This window comes from Candidatus Binatia bacterium, assembly GCA_026415395.1.
In the GTDB taxonomy this organism is placed as follows: domain Bacteria; phylum Desulfobacterota; class Binatia; order HRBIN30; family HRBIN30; genus HRBIN30.
This window is the reverse complement of the sequence record JAOAHD010000007.1, coordinates 268,951-287,282: the sequence shown is the minus strand read 5'-3', so window position 1 is coordinate 287,282 and position 18,332 is coordinate 268,951. Positions and strand designations below refer to the sequence as shown.

At 61.1% G+C, this 18,332-nt stretch carries 16 protein-coding genes; 8 read left to right on the top strand and 8 right to left on the bottom strand.

Annotated elements, in window-relative coordinates; genetic code table 11:
- Nucleotides 1–10 precede the first annotated feature (10 nt).
- From N3C12_05875 to N3C12_05840, 8 genes are all read left to right on the top strand, one after another.
- The gene (locus tag N3C12_05875; GenBank protein MCX8071963.1) at nt 11–1,777 is read left to right on the top strand and encodes a TolC family protein; all 1,767 of its coding nucleotides are present in this window, start codon (nt 11–13) and stop codon (nt 1,775–1,777) included.
- Between the two features lie 234 nt (nt 1,778–2,011).
- The gene (locus N3C12_05870) at nt 2,012–2,680 is read left to right on the top strand and encodes a TetR/AcrR family transcriptional regulator (protein MCX8071962.1); all 669 of its coding nucleotides are present in this window, start codon (nt 2,012–2,014) and stop codon (nt 2,678–2,680) included.
- A 2-nt stretch (nt 2,681–2,682) separates the two neighbouring features.
- Nucleotides 2,683–4,002, top strand: coding sequence for a TolC family protein (locus N3C12_05865; GenBank protein ID MCX8071961.1), 1,320 nt, complete (start codon nt 2,683–2,685; stop codon nt 4,000–4,002).
- Nucleotides 3,999–5,123, top strand: coding sequence for an efflux RND transporter periplasmic adaptor subunit (locus tag N3C12_05860; protein MCX8071960.1), 1,125 nt, complete (start codon nt 3,999–4,001; stop codon nt 5,121–5,123). The genes N3C12_05865 and N3C12_05860 overlap by 4 nt, the downstream gene beginning before the upstream one ends.
- A gap of 11 nt (nt 5,124–5,134) precedes the next feature.
- Nucleotides 5,135–8,269: an efflux RND transporter permease subunit gene (locus N3C12_05855; protein MCX8071959.1), complete on the top strand. Its 3,135-nt coding sequence runs from the start codon at nt 5,135–5,137 to the stop codon at nt 8,267–8,269.
- On the top strand, nt 8,262–9,461 hold the full coding sequence (locus N3C12_05850; protein ID MCX8071958.1) for an efflux RND transporter periplasmic adaptor subunit: 1,200 nt from the start codon (nt 8,262–8,264) through the stop codon (nt 9,459–9,461). Before N3C12_05855 ends, N3C12_05850 begins: the two co-directional genes overlap by 8 nt.
- 9 nt (nt 9,462–9,470) lie before the next feature.
- Nucleotides 9,471–10,172, top strand: coding sequence for an ABC transporter ATP-binding protein (locus N3C12_05845; GenBank protein MCX8071957.1), 702 nt, complete (start codon nt 9,471–9,473; stop codon nt 10,170–10,172).
- Nucleotides 10,173–10,183: 11 nt separating this feature from the next.
- Complete coding sequence (locus N3C12_05840; GenBank protein MCX8071956.1) at nt 10,184–11,401, top strand: ABC transporter permease; 1,218 nt, start codon at nt 10,184–10,186, stop codon at nt 11,399–11,401.
- A 27-nt stretch (nt 11,402–11,428) separates the two neighbouring features.
- Here N3C12_05840 and N3C12_05835 read toward each other — a convergent pair whose 3' ends face one another.
- The 8 genes from N3C12_05835 to dtd all read right to left on the bottom strand — a co-directional run bounded on the left by N3C12_05835 (nt 11,429) and on the right by dtd (nt 18,324).
- On the bottom strand, nt 11,429–11,827 hold the full coding sequence (locus tag N3C12_05835; protein ID MCX8071955.1) for a DUF4079 family protein: 399 nt from the start codon (nt 11,825–11,827) through the stop codon (nt 11,429–11,431).
- A gap of 194 nt (nt 11,828–12,021) precedes the next feature.
- Nucleotides 12,022–13,269 (bottom strand): alcohol dehydrogenase catalytic domain-containing protein, encoded by a 1,248-nt coding sequence (locus tag N3C12_05830; GenBank protein MCX8071954.1) that lies wholly within the window; start codon nt 13,267–13,269, stop codon nt 12,022–12,024.
- A 29-nt stretch (nt 13,270–13,298) separates the two neighbouring features.
- Nucleotides 13,299–14,513, bottom strand: coding sequence for an aspartate aminotransferase family protein (locus N3C12_05825; GenBank protein MCX8071953.1), 1,215 nt, complete (start codon nt 14,511–14,513; stop codon nt 13,299–13,301).
- Nucleotides 14,510–15,676 (bottom strand): hypothetical protein, encoded by a 1,167-nt coding sequence (locus tag N3C12_05820; GenBank protein MCX8071952.1) that lies wholly within the window; start codon nt 15,674–15,676, stop codon nt 14,510–14,512. Before N3C12_05820 ends, N3C12_05825 begins: the two co-directional genes overlap by 4 nt.
- A gap of 189 nt (nt 15,677–15,865) precedes the next feature.
- Nucleotides 15,866–16,942 (bottom strand): hypothetical protein, encoded by a 1,077-nt coding sequence (locus tag N3C12_05815; protein ID MCX8071951.1) that lies wholly within the window; start codon nt 16,940–16,942, stop codon nt 15,866–15,868.
- Nucleotides 16,942–17,409, bottom strand: a complete 468-nt coding sequence (gene trmL / locus N3C12_05810; GenBank protein MCX8071950.1) for a tRNA (uridine(34)/cytosine(34)/5-carboxymethylaminomethyluridine(34)-2'-O)-methyltransferase TrmL — start codon at nt 17,407–17,409, stop codon at nt 16,942–16,944. Before trmL ends, N3C12_05815 begins: the two co-directional genes overlap by 1 nt.
- Nucleotides 17,402–17,866, bottom strand: a complete 465-nt coding sequence (locus tag N3C12_05805; protein ID MCX8071949.1) for a DUF1285 domain-containing protein — start codon at nt 17,864–17,866, stop codon at nt 17,402–17,404. Before N3C12_05805 ends, trmL begins: the two co-directional genes overlap by 8 nt.
- Before the next feature lie 11 nt (nt 17,867–17,877).
- Nucleotides 17,878–18,324, bottom strand: coding sequence for a D-aminoacyl-tRNA deacylase (gene dtd, locus N3C12_05800; GenBank protein MCX8071948.1), 447 nt, complete (start codon nt 18,322–18,324; stop codon nt 17,878–17,880).
- Between the last annotated feature and the right edge of the window lie 8 nt (nt 18,325–18,332).

Below are 18,332 nucleotides of genomic sequence, written 5' to 3'. Positions count from 1 at the left end.
GGGGAAGGACATGAGGCGGACAGCATGGACACTTTTCGGGCTGGTATTTGGCCTGAGCATGGCCGGGTCGCTTTCGGCTGCGGAGCCCGTCGACCTGCGAGACGTCTCCCCACCGACACTCCATGCCCTGGAGGTGCTGGAACAAATTCCTGGGGTCGGCGAAGTGCTGCGAGACCAGTGGAGCGCCGAACTTCCGGGAGACGCACGCGCGGCGGAAACCGACCTGTCTCATTACGGCTTACTGTTGGAAGCCAAGATGCAACCCGCCACACTGTCACAATGCATTGCTCTGGCTTTGGAGAACAACACCGGCCTGCGAGTTCAGCGGCTCAATCCCATTGCGGCAGCCGCTGAAGTTCGGCGCGCCCGGGCGGCTTTCGACCCGCGCTTTTTCGCCACACTCACGCGCGACCGCGCCACCCAGCCGGCCACAACATTTCTCTTTGCTGGCGGCTCCCCAGTGCTCTTCAACCAAAATTTCACATTGAACGCGGGAATCCGCAAAACCCTGCTCACGGGCGGCCAGATTTCCGTGCAGTTCAGCAACAACCGAAGGCTGACCAACCCCTCTCTGGCTAATCCCCTCGTTCCCCTGTACACGACCTCGTTGAGCGTCAATCTTGTGCAGCCGCTCCTGCAAAACTTCGGGTGGCGCTACTCGCTGCTGCTCGTGGACATCGCCACGGCTACACAACAAGCAGCTTACCACCAGTACGTCGCGTCCATTACCAATCTGGTCGCGCAGGTGGAACGGGCCTACTGGGGCTTGGTGCTGGCGAAGGAAAATGTTCGCGTGCAGGAGCAAGGGCTCGAACTCGCACGGGAAATTCTGCGGCAAAATGAGGGTAAATTTCGCGTCGGCGCGCTCCCGCAAACAGCCGTTCTCGAGGCACAAGCCAACGTTGCGAGCCGCGAAGCTGCGCTGATTCGTGCTCGCAATGCGGTCGTCGTAGCGCGCGATCAATTGCGCGCGCTCATCAACGCTAAGACCGAGGAGGCTACGGCGCTTCTGAACCTTGACCCCGAAGATCGACCTACAGTGGAGCCGTACGCGACCGACCTCAAAGCCAGCTTGGAGCGCGCCTTGGAGCAACGCCCGGAGCTCGCCGCCGCCCGCACAGACGTGCGCGCCAAAAGCCTGCAACGCAAGGTGGCGGAAAACCAACTCCTGCCACAGTTGAACTTGGTCGCAGGGATCGGCGTGAACGGACTTTCCGGACGGGAGCAGCGCGTGTTGTTCGGAGACCCGCCGCAACCCGTGCGCGTCAACCCTTCGTACGTGGGAGGTTACGGCGACGCCTTGGCGCTCTTACCGGACGGCCGTTTTTACAACTACGCCATCGGCGCGACCATCGAAGTCCCACTAGCGAATGCCCAGTCCAAGGCAGCATACGCACAATCGAACATTCAGTTTCAACAGTCGCACCTGAATCTGCAGCAACTGCAAGAGGCCGTCACGTTGGAGGTCAAGACGGCAATTGCCAATCTCGAAAGCGATCTCAAAGCGATCGAGGCTACGCGGGTGGCTCGCTTGGCTGCGGAAGAAAATGTCCGGAACCAAAAGGCACGCTACGACGTTGGCTTGGCTACCACCAAAGACCTGCTCGACTACACTGAACAACTCACGCGTGCGCAATTTGCCGAGGCGGAGGCCCTCGTTCGTTACAACACCGACCTCGCCGAACTCCGTCGCGTAGAGGGTACTCTCCTGCAAGCACGCAACGTGATCGTGGAGCCGCCTGCTGAAGAAAAGCCCTCGTGGTGGGCGCGCTTTTAAGCGCCGCCGCACCACCCTGCGCTTGCTCGTGTTGCAGCGCAGCGGCGAATGTCGCGCCGCTAGTTTCGTTCGTGCCCAACGCGGCGTGCTTGCTCGACCCTAACTCGGCCGCAGCAGCAGCCCTCCGAACTTGCACGCCTTCCATGTGAAAGGCCTCGCCGCAGGCACCTGTAGAAACTTGTGTCTTGCCCCTCCGAGAGCCGTGGCCTAATTAGTGAACCCACGAGTCACTAAATGGCAATCACCCGAACGGCTTCGTCCCGAAAGCGAAAACCAGCGGCTCCCTGTCCGCGGGGCCGCCCTGCAATCCCCGGCCTGCGCGATCGGATCCTCGAGGCCGCAATTTCCATCTTCGCCAGCCAGCCTTTCCACGAAGTGCATGTGGAGGACATCGCCATGCAGGCCAAAGTGGCGAAGGGCACTGTGTATCGCCACTTCCCCAACAAAGAGAAATTGTACCTGGCTGCGTTGTTCCATGGCATCGATCAGTTGCAAGCCGAACTCGAGTCCGTAGCTCGCACCGAGCACGACCCCGTGGAACGCTTGCGAGCTCTGGTGAAGGCGCTGCTCGCCTTCTTCTGGGGGCGAGACCTGTTTTTTCTTCTCCTGCACCGCAGCGAGGAGCGGCACAACACGCCAGACACTCGCTCCTGGCTCTTGCGCCGCCGGCAGTTTGCACGGCTGCTCATGGCCGCATTGGAAGAGGGCATCGCGCGAGGGCGGATGCGCAACATCGATGTTCGGCTGGCAGCCGAGGCCCTCCTCGGTATGTTGCGCGGGGTCCATCGCTATCGCACCCCAGGCGATAGCGCGGAACGGTCTGCCGAAGTTATCACGGATTTGTTTCTCCACGGCGTGCTCGCACCTCCAGCTGCGAGCGACCGCGAACGGTCGCACGGTTAGTCATGAAAGCCTCGAGCATCGTCCTGATCTGCTGCATCATGGTCGCCCGTTCTGTGCTTGCCGAGGAGGCGAAGAGCTTGGAAGAATGCATCGAGCTTGCATTGCAGCATCATCCCTCGTTGCGCGCGGGGGTTGCACGGGTACGCGCGGCCGAGGAACGCACGCGCCAGGTGGCGTCGGCCTATCTGCCGCAAATCGATGCCACTTATGCAGCAAACCGCCGAAGCACGAGTGTGGCCGCGCGAACCGGTACGACCTTGGGTACAGCAACGCAGACGTTCAACTTCTTCAACACGGGCGTAAGTTTCAGCCAGCTCTTGTTCGACTTTGGCCAAACGTTTCACAACCTCCAAGCGGCACAAGCGCAAGTCGAGGCATCAATGGCCGACCTCGACAGCCAGAAGGAAACGGTGATCTTCAACGTCAAACAGGCGTACTTTGCACTCCTTTCGGCTGAGCGTCTGCAAGAGGTTGCCGTGGAAGCACTTCGCCAGAGCGAGAAACATCTGGAACTCGCCAAGGGCCGCTACGACGTCGGGCTCGCACCGCGGCTGGATGTGACGCGCGAGCAAGCGCAAGTGGCCACGAATCAGCTCAACGTCCTGCGTGCGGAGAACAATCTTCGCCTCGGCCGCGAAACCTTACGCAACGCCATGGGGATGCGCGAACCTGTCACCTTCGCCCTCCGCGACGTGCCGTATACTACCCTCGAAGCCGAGTCCGCCGAGGAGCTTGTCCAACAAGCATGGTTGCAAAGGCCGGAAATCCAATCCCTGGAAGCGCAAATTCGTGCCGCCGAACAGCAACTACTGGCACTCGAGCGCAACCATCTGCCGGTTTTAACGGGCGCGGGGCAATACCAATGGTCAGGGGCAGAGTTCCCACTGCAACCGAACTGGAACATCGGGGCCGCGCTTACTTTGCCCCTGTTCCGCGGCGGGCTCACGGTAAGCCAAGTGAGTGAAGCGAGACAAAACCTCGCTGCCCTTCGGCACGACGCGGAAGTGTTGCGGCAAACCGTCGCCCTCGAGGTAAGGCAAGCCGTCTTACGTGTGGAGGAGGCAGCAAAAACTATTCACGTGGCCCGCGAGGCTGTGCGACAAGCGCGCGAAGCCCTGGAGCTGGCAGAAGGACGCTATGCAACCGGGGTCGGTAGCATTATCGAAGTGACGGACGCACAGGCGACGTTCGTTTCCGCTCGGGGGCAGGAGGTTCAGTCGCTGTACGATCATCAGAACGCGGTGGCCGCTGTGGAGAGGGCAATCGGAGCTGGGATCTCCCTTGGCCAGCGCCTTTCCTCAGGAGAACGGAGCGAGCAGTGACGGATTTTCTCTCTCGACATTTCTCGATGCTGGTGATCGCAGCCGCGATGCTCAGCGGCTGCCAATCTCCAACCAAGGATGATGGCCGCAAAGCCCCGGCCCCGGTGAGCATCACACAAGTGGCGCAGCGTACGGTACCCCGTACGGTCAGAGCGATCGGCACTGTGGAATCGATCCATGTGGTTCGCCTCACGCCGCAAGTGGATGGGCAGTTGCTTTCCGTCCACTTTACCGAGGGCGACCATGTGGAAGCTGGCGCACTGCTGTTCCGCATCGATCCGCGCCCATTCGAGACCCTCCTCCAACAACGCGAAGCCGCGTTGGAACGCGACTTGGCGGACCTGCGCGTTGCTGAGGCAGAGGCCAAACGGCGCGCGGAGCTGTTCGAACAGGGGTTCGTGTCGGCAGAAGAGAACGAACAAGCCCAGGCCCGCGCCGCATCGCTGCGCGCGGCAGTGGCCGCCGATCGCGCCGCCATCGAAGATGCTCGCTTGCAGCTTTCTTATTGCTCCATCCATGCCCCGACCTCCGGACGGATTGGCCAGTTGCTCGTGCACCCGGGCAACGTCGTGAGAAAAAACGACACGGTGTTGGCCACGCTGGTACAAATGCATCCGATTCGTGTGGTCTTTGCCGTGGGTGAAGCGGATTTGCCACAGGTTCTGGCGCAGTTCGCCAAAGGGGCCCTGATCGCGCAGGTTCACCCCGACAAAGGCGCTCAGCGGCCGATCGAAGGCAAAGTGGAGTTCATCGATAACCAAGTAGATCGCTCCACAGGGACGGTGTTGCTCAAGGCCAACTTCGACAACCAGACGGAAGTGCTCTGGCCCGGCCAATTTCTGCCCGTGGAACTCATCGTCGATGTGGTTCCGGCCGCACTCGTCGTCCCGCGGGTGGCCATTCAGGCAGGGCAAAGCGGGCCCTACGTTTTCGCTCTGGAGGGAGATCACACAGTGCGCGTGCGCCCCGTGACAATCGCGTTCGAGATTGCGCAGGAAGTGGTGTTGAAAGATGGCGTCCGCGCCGGCGAATGGGTGGTCACCGAAGGACAATTTCGCCTCACCGACGGTGCTGCCGTCGAGGTGAAAGAACGACAACCGGCCGCGCACACGCCCGGTTGACGGAGGTAGCAATGAACATCTCCGAACCTTTCATTCGCCGTCCGGTGGCCACGACGTTACTGATGGTGGCCTTAGTTGCCTTCGGCGTCTTTGGCTACCGGGCCCTTCCGGTTAGCGACCTGCCCAATGTGGATTTTCCCACCATCTTGGTGACCGCAAGCCTTCCAGGAGCCAGCCCTGACACCATGGCCTCAGCGGTCGCCACACCGCTGGAGCGGCAGTTTTCCACCTTATCCGGCTTGGAGTCGATGAACTCTGTCAGCTCCCTCGGCACGACGCAGATTACTCTCCAGTTCGATCTGCGGCGGGACATCGACGCGGCCGCCCAAGATGTGCAAGCCGCAATTACGCGCGCCCAGCCGTTGTTGCCTGCCGACATGCCGACTCCCCCGACGTTCCAAAAGGTCAATCCTGCCGACCAACCGATTTTGTTCTTCAGCCTTACCTCAGTCACGCTGCCGCTTTGGCAACTCGACGAATACGGCCAAACACTGATCGCCCAGCGCATTTCTATGGTCAGCGGTGTCGCGCAGGTGCTCGTGTTCGGATCGCAAAAGTATGCGGTGCGCGTAAAAGCCGACCCACGAGCTCTGGCCAGCCGCGGCCTCGGCATCGATGAGGTGGAAGCTGCGATTCGTGCAGCGAACGTGAACTTGCCTACCGGGATCCTCCAAGGGCCACAAGACCGATTCACGGTTCAGGCCACGGGCCAACTGACGAACGCAAAGCAATACGAGCCGGTGATCATTGCTTACCGCAACGGTGCGCCGGTGCGGCTGAGCGATGTGGCCACCGTGATCGACGGTGTGGAGGACGATCGTGCGGCCTCGTGGTTTGGCGACAAAACCCGCCGCCAGCGAGCAATCGTACTCGCCGTGCAGCGCCAACCCGGCACAAACACGGTGGAGGTCGCCACCGCCGTGAAAGCGCTCTTGCCTCAACTTCGCCAGTTTCTTCCCCCGGCGGTGGAACTGCACACGCTGTTCGATCGCTCTCTGTCGATCCGAGAGTCCGTCCGCGAGGTCCAGTTCACCATGATTCTGGCGCTGATTCTCGTGGTCCTCGTAATCTTCCTGTTCTTGCGCGACCCTTCAGCAACGCTGATCCCCAGCCTCGCCCTTCCTGTGTCCCTGGTGGGAACGTTTGCCTTTATGCAACCCCTTGGGTTCAGCATCGACAATCTTTCGTTGCTCGCGTTGACGCTGTCGATCGGCTTCGTCGTCGACGACGCCATTGTGATGCTGGAGAACATCGTGCGTCACCGCGAGGCTGGAAAAGCCCCCTTTCAAGCGGCGATCGATGGTGCCCGGCAAATCGGATTCACGATTATCTCCATGACCTTGTCCCTAGTTGCCGTCTTCATTCCAGTATTGTTCATGCCCGGAATCGTGGGGCGCTTGTTTCACGAGTTTGCCGTCACCATTTCCATTGCGATCTTGCTGTCGGGGGTCGTCTCGCTGACGTTGACCCCCATGCTCTGTAGCCGCTTTCTCCAGCATCAAGAGGGCCACGGCGGCAGAGGCTGGAACGCATTGTTCGAGCGCGCCTTTTCCGCGGCTCTCCACTGGTACGAGCGCAGCCTCCGGGCAACCTTGCGCTGGCGAGCTTGGATCTTCGGCCTTTCCCTCGCCCTTCTGGCAACCACGCTCTGGCTGTTTGCTCGAGCGCCAAAGGGTTTCATTCCGAACGACGACCTCGGATCGATTTTCGGGGTGGTCGAGGCCGACCAAGGCGTATCCTTCGAGGCAATGCGCCACTACCTCACTTCCGTGGCTGACATCATCCGCTCCGACCCCGCCGTCCGGGTCGTTTCCGCAAGCTTGTTCGGCACCAACGCCGCCGCGGGCAGCACGGCCAATCAAGGTCGTGTGTTCGCCTTCCTCAAGCCGCGTTCGGAACGCGAACCCTTACCGGAGGTTCTGGCCCGTCTGCGGAACAAGACAACGGGCATTCCCGGAGTGCGGGTTTTTCTCCAGGAATTGCCCACAATTCGCATCGGCGGCCAACTCACCAAAAGCCTTTATCAGTTCACGCTGCTCAGCCCCGACACGAAGGAGCTGTACGAGGCGGCCCAAAAGCTCGAGGCCGAGTTACGGCCACTACCTGTGCTTCGGGACGTGACCAGCGACCTGCAACTGCGCAACCCTTATCTCGATGTCGTTATCGATCGCGACCGTGCAACCGCACTCGGCTTGTCAGCCGAGCAAATTGAACTCGCCTTGCACGCTGCTTACGGAGATCGCTGGATTTCCACCATTTACGCCCCGAACAACCAGTACCGAGTGATCCTCGAAGTGGCGGACGCCTTCCAGACCGACCCTACAGAGCTCCCTTGGCTGTACCTACGCTCTCAGCACGGCGCTCTCGTTCCGCTCACCGGGATCGCGCAACTCGAACGGCGCTATGGTCCGCTCACCGTGAACCACGCTGGCCAGCTCCCAGCGGTCACCATCTCCTTCAACCTGGCCGACGGCGCCTCGCTGAGCGAAGCCATCAGTGCCATCGAAACGGTGGCCCGAGAACGACTGCCGGCAGGCATCACTGCCACCTTTCAAGGCGCGGCACAGGCGTTCACTACCTCTCTCAGCGGCATTTGGATCCTGCTCCTTGCTGCGGTCCTGGTGATTTACCTAGTTCTCGGGATCCTTTACGAAAGCTTCCTGCACCCGATCACCATTTTATCCGGCCTCCCCTCGGCGGCTTTCGGTGCCCTACTGGCTCTCGAGCTCTTCGGCATGGAGCTCAATATCTACGGCTTCGTGGGCATCGTGCTGTTAATCGGCATCGTTAAGAAAAACGCCATCATGCAAATCGACTTCGCACTCGAAGCCCAACGCGAGGAGAACAAGAGCCCCCTCGAGGCTATCGTTCAGGGGTGCATCGTCCGCTTCCGCCCAATCATGATGACCACTATGGCAGCACTCTTTGGCGCCTTGCCCATCGCCTTGGCCGCCGGCGGCGGAGCGACCTCGCGCCGACCCTTAGGAGTGGCTGTCGTGGGCGGACTGCTGTTTTCGCAGCTCGTCACGCTGTACCTCACACCCGTGTACTACACCTACCTCGAGTCCTTCGCTTCCTGGGTTCGTCGGGCTCGCGGCATCTCTTCGGCGGGCACAGCCGCAATTGTGGAAACCCACCGTGGCTAAGAAGTGGTTTGTTCTGACTGCCGTTGCAATTGGTCTTGCCTGCGGCGTTTTCGCTGCGTGGCGCGGCTGGCCGCGTGAGGCTGCAAGGTATTACAAGACCCTGCACGTGGACCGCGGCGACATCACCACCAGCGTAACTGCGACCGGCACGGTGAATCCGGTGACCACAGTACAAGTGGGGACTTACGTATCCGGTCGCATCATCGCCATCGATGTGGATTACAACTCGCCGGTAAAACGCAACCAACGGGTCGCCAAAATCGATCCCGCGCCCTTCGAAACGAAAGTCAAAAAGGCCGAGGCAGCGCTCGCCAACGCACGCGCGCAAGTGGAAAAGGATCGAGCCGATCTCACCCTCAAAGAGTTGACCTGGAAGCGGTACCACGAGTTGTTCGAACGCGACTTGATCGCCCGCGCGGATCTTGACCAAGCCCGCACGGCGTATGACCAAGCCCGCGCGCAACTCGCACTGTCCCAGGCAGCCGTCCGACAAGCCGAGGCCGATCTTGCAGATGCCCAAATCAATCTTTGGTACACAGACATCCTCTCGCCCGTGGATGGGATTGTGGTGTCCCGCAATGTGAACGTCGGGCAAACCGTGGCCGCGAGCTTTCAAACGCCCACGCTATTTCTCATCGCTGACGACCTCGCCAAGATGCAGGTCGACACGGCGGTGAGCGAATCGGACATTGGAGAAATCCGCGAAGGTCAACAGGCCTTCTTCACCGTTGATGCCTACGGGGCGCGGAGGTTTTCCGGAACTGTAGTCCAAGTGCGCAACTCGCCGACGACGGTGCAAAATGTGGTGACGTACGACGTCGTAGTGGCTGTCGACAATTCGGACCTGGCTTTGAAACCAGGCATGACGGCCACTGTGACGATCGTGACCGGCGAACGACAAAACGTGTTGCGGGTGCCCGTGCGTGCGCTGCGTTTCAACCCAAGTGCACACGCCACCGTCGCACAAGAGCGCACCTCAACCAGCACGGCTCCTCGCGTGTGGGTCCTGCGCAATGGCGAGCTTGCCCCAGTCGAACTGGAACTCGGGCTTAGAAACGACACCCACGCCGAGGTCGTTCGTGGCGATCTGCAACCCGGGAACCAGGTCGTCGTGGCTGTGGAAGGCTCCGCCTCGCAAAGCAAGGCGCGCGGCGGGCCGGGACCACTCCCCGGAACCGTCCGGTTCCGCTGAGCGCAGGCCATGGCGGAGGCGTTGATCCAAATAGAGGATCTATGGAGAATTTATGCAACGGGCGCCGTCGAAGTTGCCGCGCTCCGGGGTGTGTCGCTACGGATCGACGCGGGCGAGTTTGTTGCCGTCATGGGTGCTTCCGGCTCGGGCAAGTCGACGTTGCTAAACATTTTGGGCTGCCTCGATCGTCCGACACGTGGGCGATACTTGCTCCGCGGTCGCGACGTGTCCACGCTCAGCGCCGATGAACGGGCCGAAATCCGCAATCGAGAAATCGGCTTCGTCTTCCAAAATTTCAACTTGCTCCCTCGCGCCACTGCCGTGGAGAACGTGGAACTGCCGTTGTTTTACGGGCCCATACCGTATGCCGAACAACGGCCACGCGCGTTGGCGGCGCTCGCAGCGCTCGGCCTCGCCGATCGTGCGTTTCACTATCCCAGTCAACTCTCCGGCGGCCAACAACAACGCGTGGCGATCGCTCGTGCTTTGGTGGGCGAGCCTCCGCTCCTACTCGCCGACGAGCCCACTGGCAATCTCGATTCTGCGGCCAGTCGTGAACTTATGGAGTTGTTGGTCCAACTGAATGCCTCGCGAGGAGTGACTGTCGTTTTGGTCACCCACGAGCCTGACGTGGCCGCGTACGCCCGGCGGGTTGTGCAGTTTCGCGATGGCATGATCGTTTCCGACCGCCCCCAATCTCCCCGGTTATGAAGCTTCTGCGAATGACCTTGAGAGCCGCACTCGCGGCTTTGCAACGCAACAAGATGCGCTCGGTGCTCACCATGCTCGGCGTGATCATTGGCGTGGCTGCAGTGATCGCAATGGTCAGCGTCGGGCAAGGGGCGAGCGCAACGGTGCAAGCTCAAATTCGCAGCTTGGGAACGAATCTGTTGATGATCATCCCTGGCGCAACCACGGCAGCGGGAGTTCGTTCGGGCTGGGGAGGAGTGTCCACTCTTACCGTGGCCGACGCCAAGGCCATCGAGCGCGAGTGCTCTGCGGTTGCCGCCGTCACTTACTTGCGCAGGCAGGTGGTACAAGTTGTCCACGCCGACCAAAATTGGTCCACGGTCGCACAAGGCACCACGGTGACCTTCCCAATCGTACGCGAATGGGGCGTGGCGCGCGGACGTTTTTTCACGGCTGCCGAAGAAGAGGGCGCGGCCCGGGTGGCGGTTCTCGGCCAAACGGTCGCGAGCCAGTTGTTCGGCCTCGGACAAGATCCCATCGGGGCCATTGTTCGCATCCGTAACGTGCCGTTCGAAGTGATCGGCGTCTTGGAAGCAAAGGGACAAACCACTTGGGGGCAGGACCAAGATGACGTGATCGTGCTGCCGTTCACCACCGCAGAGCGGCGGGTGTTCGGCACACAGCTCTTCAACTTAGTCGACATGATCTTTGTTTCCGCGCGGTCGCTTGCAGAGTTGCAGGAAGCAGCCACACAAATCCGCACACTCCTTCGCGAGCGACACCGCATTCCTGCGAACGAAGAAGACGATTTCACGGTGCGGTCGCTGGAGGACATGGCACGCGCTACGGAAAGCGCCAGCCGGGTCATGACAAATTTGCTCTTTGCCGTCGCCTCGATCTCCCTCATCGTCGGTGGGATCGGCATCATGAACATCCTGCTGGTCTCGGTAACGGAACGCACGCGGGAGATTGGGCTGCGCATGGCAGTGGGCGCGAAAGCCCGTCACATCTTGCTCCAGTTTCTGATGGAGGCCGTGGTGCTCAGCGTGATCGGGGGCGCGCTCGGCGCTGTGCTCGGCTGTGCGAGCTCGTTTTTCATTTCGGCCTTAGGCGGTTGGCCGACTTTGCTTTCGCCTTTGGCGGTGTTCGGCTCGCTGATCTTCTCCGGGGCAGTAGGCATTTTCTTCGGCTATTACCCGGCGTGGAAAGCCTCTCGTCTCGAACCCATTGCCGCGCTGCGGTACGAATGAGGGCGCAAACTCGCGCGCCATTCACACTTAACGGGTGAGTTGCAAACCAAAGAAAACATGCGCTCCCGCGACCAACAACGCCAACGCCCCGATCCATGGGTGCAATTGCCGAACCTCGGCTCGGTGCATGAACGGTTGGCTCATGAACAGCAAAAGGAGCAGCAACACCAAGACGGAGCCGGTGCGAAAGTGCCCGGAGGAGGCAACGACGAGATCGTCTCGCGCCCACCAAACCGCGCCGAGGCCACTGACGTGCGCCGACAGAACGGCAACGCATACCCAGGGTCCCAGAAGTGCGTGCCGGCGCAAGTACACCGCTCGCGCCTTTGGCCAACTGCGGGAACGTAGCCCGAGGCTGCCGACGAAAAATAGTAGACCCAACACCAAGCCCCCGACCAGCGGGTGAGCGTATGCCGCCCATCTCATCGGTGGCCTCTCAATTCAAAGTCTGCCCCTGCCCGCAACGGACTTCCCTCTCCCCAGGCCACCGCTCGCCACTCGCAATCCGCCCGTGCTCGCAAGCCAGATTCCTAGGCTGTGAATCAGTCCGACCATGGAACCACATAGGATGCACAGTGCACCAGGAGCGCAGCCTGCTCGCATCCATCGTCATTGACGCTTCACGAGTTTCCAGCCGTGCCATTGGGAAATGTGAACAACACCTTGACCGCGCGGTGCGCACCTTGGTCGTAACAGGTCAAGAAGGCACGGTCGTACTGCTCCAGAGGGAAACGGTGGGTGATGACCGGCGTGCAGTCGAGGCCGTAGTTGCGCACGATGTCGAAGTACCACTCCATGGCGTGCTGGCGACGGCCCCCCCACTCCTCAACGCCGAAGGCGTTCGAGCCGATCAAGGAGAGTTCCTTGAAGTACAGGGGCGTCCACTCGAACCGCTTGGGCATTTCCACACCCGTCACCACGATCTTGCCCCTGCTTCGGGTGACCCGCACGCTCACTTCGACGGTCTCCGGCGACCCTACGGTGTCGTACACCACATCGACGCCAGCGTCGAGCATCGGCAGGCCCTGCCAAGGTCGCCAAATGTCGCTGCCCGTGAGCGTAGCCACTCGTTCAATCACATTGATTTGTGGCCGCCACGGAACGACTTCCTGGGCGCCAAGCCGCCTAGCAAGCTCGTGTTGGTGTGCATAGCGGGCGATGGCGAGAACCGTCACCTTCGGAAACAACGTCCGCACAATGGCCACGTTGAGCAACCCGAGTGTGCCGCAGCCGTATACCAGCGCTGTGCCCTCGGGTGGCGGGGGATGCCGCAAGGTTGCGTGTAACGATACCGAGAAGGGATCAGCGAGGACAGCGGTGTCGAACGATATGTCGTCGGGAATGGGGATCAGTTGCGAGCAATGTGCGGGAACAAACTCAGCGAAACCGCCGGTCGCTTCGCGGCAATTCCCGTGGTGAATTCCGGGAGGCAGGGCTCCCTTCACAAAGTTGAGGCACTGCGCATAGTCGCCCCTTGCACACCAAGAACAGGGCGGATCGATTCCACGCGGAGCACAGGACAACCAGGGATTCAGGACAACACGTTTCCCTAGCCAATGGGGATCTACTTCAGGGCCAACAGCATCCACGTAGCCGACGACTTCGTGGCCCAGCACTTGAGGGAAGGAAATCACCGCCGTCATCGGGTTATCCCAAGCCCCTTTGAGGAACACTTGCTTGTAGTCGCTGCCACACAGCCCACACAATACGGTGCGGATCCGCACCCACCCCGGGCGCAACGGCGGATCGGGAAGGTCACGAAGATACAAAGGAGCGAAGCGGCTTACGTAAGCCCGCGGGGTCGCCAAGGCGAAAAGGCGGGTCAGCACGATCTTTGGAATCTCGTTCGTTACCACCAGCGCCTTCATTGCCCTGCTTCTTCGTCCGCGCGGTTTCGTTAAACGCTGTCCGCAGCGGCGCGCATTCTGCGCGTTGCCTCCTCGAGTTGGTGGGCCCCGATGCTCAGCGGCGGCAGCAACCGAACGACGGTATCACAGTGCAAAGTCCAGTTGACAATCAGCCCCAACTCCAAACACCGCGCTGTAAATCGCTGCGCAAATTCTGCACTGGGAAACTCGATGCCGACAAGGAGCCCCTTCCCGCGTACCTCCCGCACATGCCGTGCGAGCGTCTGAGCAAGTTCTTTGCGCCAGCTCTCCCCTAGCTCCGCGGCACGCTGGATGAGTCCCTCACTGTGCAGCACCCCCAACGCAGCCAATCCCGCTGCGCAGCTCACCGGGTGACCGCCAAACGTCGTGACGTGCGCAAGGGCCGGGTTGCGGCTCAGTGTTGCCATCACTTCTTCCCGGCCAACGAAGGCCCCCAACGGCATGCCACCTCCTAAGGCTTTCGCCAAAACCACGATGTCGGGCACGACCTCCCAGTGGCTACAGGCGAACAGTTTGCCCGTGCGCCCAAAGCCGGTCAGCACCTCGTCGACAACCAACAGCGCACCCACTTCGCTACAGCGGTGGCGCAGCGCGGGAAGAAAGTCGGCAGGGGGCACACGCACGCCACCTTCGCTTTGGATGGGCTCGACAAATACGGCGGCAACGTCGTAGCCGATACGGTCCAACGCCTCGATGTCTCCGAATGGCAGAAAGTCGACAACCGGCAACAGCGGCTCAAACGGTTGGCGATACAAGGGGTTGCCGCCCAGCGACAACGCACCGAACGTGTCGCCATGGAACGCGCCGTGAAAGGCAATAAAGCGCGGGCGCTCGGTAAACTTCCGCGCTGTTTTCATCGCGCCCTCGATGGCCTCTGCCCCGCTGTTCGTGAAGTAAACCACCGACAAATCCCCAGGGCTGAACCGAGCCAGAGCTTCCGCAAGGAGCACCTGGCTCTCCTGAATCATTTCGCCGTACACCGCAACGTGCATGTGTCGCTGCAATTGGCGCTCCACCGCGGCCACAACCTGCGGGTGGTTATGACCAACGTTGGCGACGCCCATGCCGGCCAGCAAGTCAAGAAACACGCGCCCCTGCTCATCCACAATCTCACAACCCGCGGCATGCTTCACCACGATCCCGAGCGGGGCAGAGGACGTCTGGCAGACATGTTGAAAAAATTTCTCGCGCAGGCCTTGCACCGCCTCCACTCCCCGGGTCACAGCCAATCCTTGATCCGATCCCGCCCCCCCGGCCGCCATTCCAGAGTCGGGCGCTGCATGGTCCCTAACGTCGTCACCCAATGCACGCCGCTTTCCTGCAGTGCATTGGCTGTGTCCGCCCATCGCTGGGGACCAACGGCGAGGCCCGCGGCTTCGAGCCAAGCGCGGTGTTCGGCAACAACCGGCAGAATCTCCTCGACGTGAGCGATGGGCTGAACCCGCAAACAGCGATGTTGCGGCGTGGGAGTAAAACTCGGGCGCGGCTCGACTGTGACTGTCCAACTCAAATCCCCCTGACTCGCCAGCAGTCGAACTCCATCCTGCCACTCGGCCTCCGCACGGAAGAGCCGCACAGCCACTTGCTCTGCGAGCGTCAGACGGCGCGGCGGAAGCTCGGTCGAGAAACGTTGCAAGGCGTCACCGACCATTGCAGCGAACTCGGCCACCTCCACCGGGGCACCGCGCTCTACATAAGCGATTTGCGGCGACAAGCAGCCACGTTGGTCCCACACGCTGACGTCGTATGCCAAGGCGCACGCCCACCGATTCGCCTCTTCCAAGCTTTGCAGACATTCTTTCCCCACCAGGGCAAAGCTCAAACGGGGGCCAAACGCGCGTAGCTTGCTTCCGAGTCGGCTTTGCAAGGAAGCCATGGTCACGGCACCGCCCATGGCCACGACCACATCGGCAGCGTCGAACACCACGTCTTCAATCCCCGCCGCGCCACCCCGCCATTCGACAATCGCTACGGCCCGTGCCAACTCGGGATCCATGGACCGCAGCGAGCAATGGAACAAATCCGGAAACAACGGATCGCCGCTCGCCGGTTTCACGATGGTTGCCTGTTTAGCAAGCAAGCCGAATGCGATCGGAACCGCAGCCAGTGCGGGAATGTTGCCGGCAACCACATGCACGATGACGCGCAGCGGCCAATCGGCTTCGTCCAACGCCCGCAAGCTACCCAACTCGCGCTCCACCACCGCGCGTATCGCTGCTGCCTCGAGAAGCTCCAGTTGAAAGGGCAGCGCATGAGCAATCATTGCCGGATGAAAACCAGTTGCCTCTGGCATCTCGGAACACGCCCGCGCCATCCACGGGGAGTCTGGCGCAAGCCACGGACGCACAACCCGAACTATCCGTTCAACAAGCTCCTCGCTCGGCACCCGCCGGAGAGCAAGAGCCCCCGAGCGAACTTCGTTTAGGACTCGCTGGAAATCGCCAGCCGTCTGCGGCGTCTGTCGAACAGCAGAGGGCTCAGCCTCGATTGGCTGCTGTGAAAATGCGCTCTCGCCCACGAGCGCAACTTTATCCGCTCGTAGCGAAGGGGTCCACCCACCGCAGACACACTGCGTTCAACCGACCACAAAGTCTGCGAGCGCCAGCGAACAACCACGCAGTTCGGACTCTGGGGCTCTCCCGAGAACTTCAAGCCCGGATTCGGTCAGCCTACCGAGATCCTCGGTGAGGACAGCTACCGCCGAAGCGGCGTTTGCCAAGTCCACATGACACAGCAAACCGACCTCGCCAGGAGCCGCGTCCTGCAGGGTTTGCGGGTCCAACACCCGCGTGCGCAACCAGGGCAACGCCTGCTTGCGGCGCGGAGCGAACTTGCCGGCGACACGATCGGCGATGACCGCGTCGTAGTATTGGGAGGAAAGTTCGCTCATCCCGTACTCGTTCACCACGTAGTACCCCGGGATCGCGAGAGTGTTCCAAGTGGCATGCAGCAGCCCTTTGCGCGACAGCGGTCGCGGGGCGCCCTTATCGCCGCCCGTGTCCATCATGCGACTTCCGTGCGGCAGGCGAACAGACCAACCCTCCGCCTGACATGCGTCGAGAAAGCGAATCCAAGCTCCCGTGGTCGTCATGATGCACACGGGTTCACCTGACCGCGCGCTATGTTCAAGCGCAGCGCGCAGGCCACGAAAATTAAGCTCTCCTTCACGAGCGAATGTTGCGGACCCATCGCTGCCGAAGACCTCCTGCGCCCACGTCACCATTTGCGCGAGCGACGAGTGCGGCCACTCCTTCGCCGAGGGCACAAGGGAAAGGATCGGCATCGACGCAACATCGGGAAATATGAAGGCACGGAGCCCACGCACAGCGGATTCCCGATACAGCCGCAGGTCCGGCATGCCGTGTCGGCTGCGCAATTCCGGACCGCGCGTGGTGCCGCTGCTCAGAAACACTCGCTCTGGGGCAGCACACCATAACTCCTGATATTTGAACGCTGCGACCGGAACCGGGGGGATGGCACGCCAGTCGTCGATGGCCTCCACTCGAATGCCTCGGCGTTCGCACCACCGGCGCATCGCGGGGATGTACTCCCACTGGTGGCGGAACACCTGCACGGCCAACTCGGAGAACCGCTCTTCCCGCGGGTGTTCCATAAAGCGGATCACGAGCTCGTGTTCTACGTGCGTGCTCATCATGTCCGCATTTGCCGGAGCGCTTCGTATACGACGATCGATACCGCGTTCGAGAGGTTGAGGCTGCGCACGTGGGGATGGTCGATGGGAATGAGCAAGAACCGCTCACGGTATTGCTCGCGCAGCTCAGCCGGCAGCCCTTTGGTCTCACTGCCAAATACCAACACGTCACCATGCCGGTACCGCGCGTTCCAGTAAGGCTGCTCCGCGCGAGCAGAAAAAAAGTAAACGTTATGCCCGTCGTACCGCGAGAGGAATTGCGCCCAACTGTCGTGCACCTGCCAATCGACGTACGGCCAGTAGTCAAGCCCAGCGCGCTTCAGGTAGCGGTCCTCCAAGGAAAACCCCAACGGCTTAATCAAGTGCAGGCGGCAGTACGTGGCCGCGCATAATCGAGCTATGCTTCCGGTATTTTGGGGGATCTCGGGGGCAACCAGCACCACGTGCAGGACGGGTCGGTCACTCATACCGGACAGGGTAATGACGGTCGCCGACGTGGAGGCACCAAGTACCATCATGTTCTTCTAGGTAGGAGGCGAGTTCAGCCTGTGCCGCCCGCAACAAGCGCGCCCGCTCTCGGCCCTCCTTGACGCTGCAACGCACTACGCCATCGGAACCCACAGTAAGCCCTTGCGCATCGAGCGTCTCGATCGAGTCGTCATTCAACCGCACGCAAAGTTGACCGCTCTCCGAGGGGAACACCGCAGTTACAACGTAAGGGGTGTCTTCAATTTCTACGTCCGCGTGGAAGCGCTCGTCTACCCAGATTTCGTAGCCGTCTTGCCCGGGCTTCCGGCGCAAATAGCGGGTAAAGAAGCGCGCGAGGCGCTCGTGGGTCACCGGCTCACCGTCGGCGTACCAGCGGCCGTCTTTTCCAAACACTAATTTTGCAGAAGGGATGGCCCAAAAGCCCGCTCCCACCATGGTGGAAGGGTTTATCGATTCGGTGAGTCGATCACAATCGTAACCGGGCCGTCGTTAACGAGCTCGACCTCCATATGAGCACCGAATTCTCCTGTGGCTGTGGGCAAGCCGCTCTGCTTTACCAGGCGCGCGAAGTACTCGTAAAGAGAGTGCGCCTGCTCCGGTAACGCTGCACCGGTAAACGACGGCCGCCTGCCTTTGGCGACATCAGCTAACAAGGTGAATTGCGACACCACCAACACTCCTCCGCCGATGTCGAGAACCGAGCGATCGAACTTCCCGGCCTCGTTCGAAAAAATCCGGAGATTCAGAATCTTGTCGCACAACCAGCGGGCGTCAGCTTCGCTGTCCCCGGCGGCAACGCCCAGAAGCACCAGCAAACCAGGACCAATGGCCCCAACGACATGGCCTTCGACGCGAACGCACGCGCGGCTCACGCGCTGAACGACAGCTCGCATCGGCGAGC

Coding starts and splice junctions, on each gene's coding strand:
- N3C12_05840 (MCX8071956.1), top strand. CDS start 10,184: ATGACCTTGAGAGCCGCACTCGCGGCTTTGCAACGCAACAAGATGCGC.
- N3C12_05815 (MCX8071951.1), bottom strand. CDS start 16,942: ATGAGCACGCACGTAGAACACGAGCTCGTGATCCGCTTTATGGAACAC.
- N3C12_05830 (MCX8071954.1), bottom strand. CDS start 13,269: ATGAAGGCGCTGGTGGTAACGAACGAGATTCCAAAGATCGTGCTGACC.
- trmL (MCX8071950.1), bottom strand. CDS start 17,409: ATGAGTGACCGACCCGTCCTGCACGTGGTGCTGGTTGCCCCCGAGATC.
- dtd (MCX8071948.1), bottom strand. CDS start 18,324: ATGCGAGCTGTCGTTCAGCGCGTGAGCCGCGCGTGCGTTCGCGTCGAA.
- N3C12_05870 (MCX8071962.1), top strand. CDS start 2,012: ATGGCAATCACCCGAACGGCTTCGTCCCGAAAGCGAAAACCAGCGGCT.
- N3C12_05805 (MCX8071949.1), bottom strand. CDS start 17,866: ATGGTGGGAGCGGGCTTTTGGGCCATCCCTTCTGCAAAATTAGTGTTT.
- N3C12_05875 (MCX8071963.1), top strand. CDS start 11: ATGAGGCGGACAGCATGGACACTTTTCGGGCTGGTATTTGGCCTGAGC.
- N3C12_05845 (MCX8071957.1), top strand. CDS start 9,471: ATGGCGGAGGCGTTGATCCAAATAGAGGATCTATGGAGAATTTATGCA.
- N3C12_05865 (MCX8071961.1), top strand. CDS start 2,683: ATGAAAGCCTCGAGCATCGTCCTGATCTGCTGCATCATGGTCGCCCGT.
- N3C12_05835 (MCX8071955.1), bottom strand. CDS start 11,827: ATGAGATGGGCGGCATACGCTCACCCGCTGGTCGGGGGCTTGGTGTTG.
- N3C12_05855 (MCX8071959.1), top strand. CDS start 5,135: ATGAACATCTCCGAACCTTTCATTCGCCGTCCGGTGGCCACGACGTTA.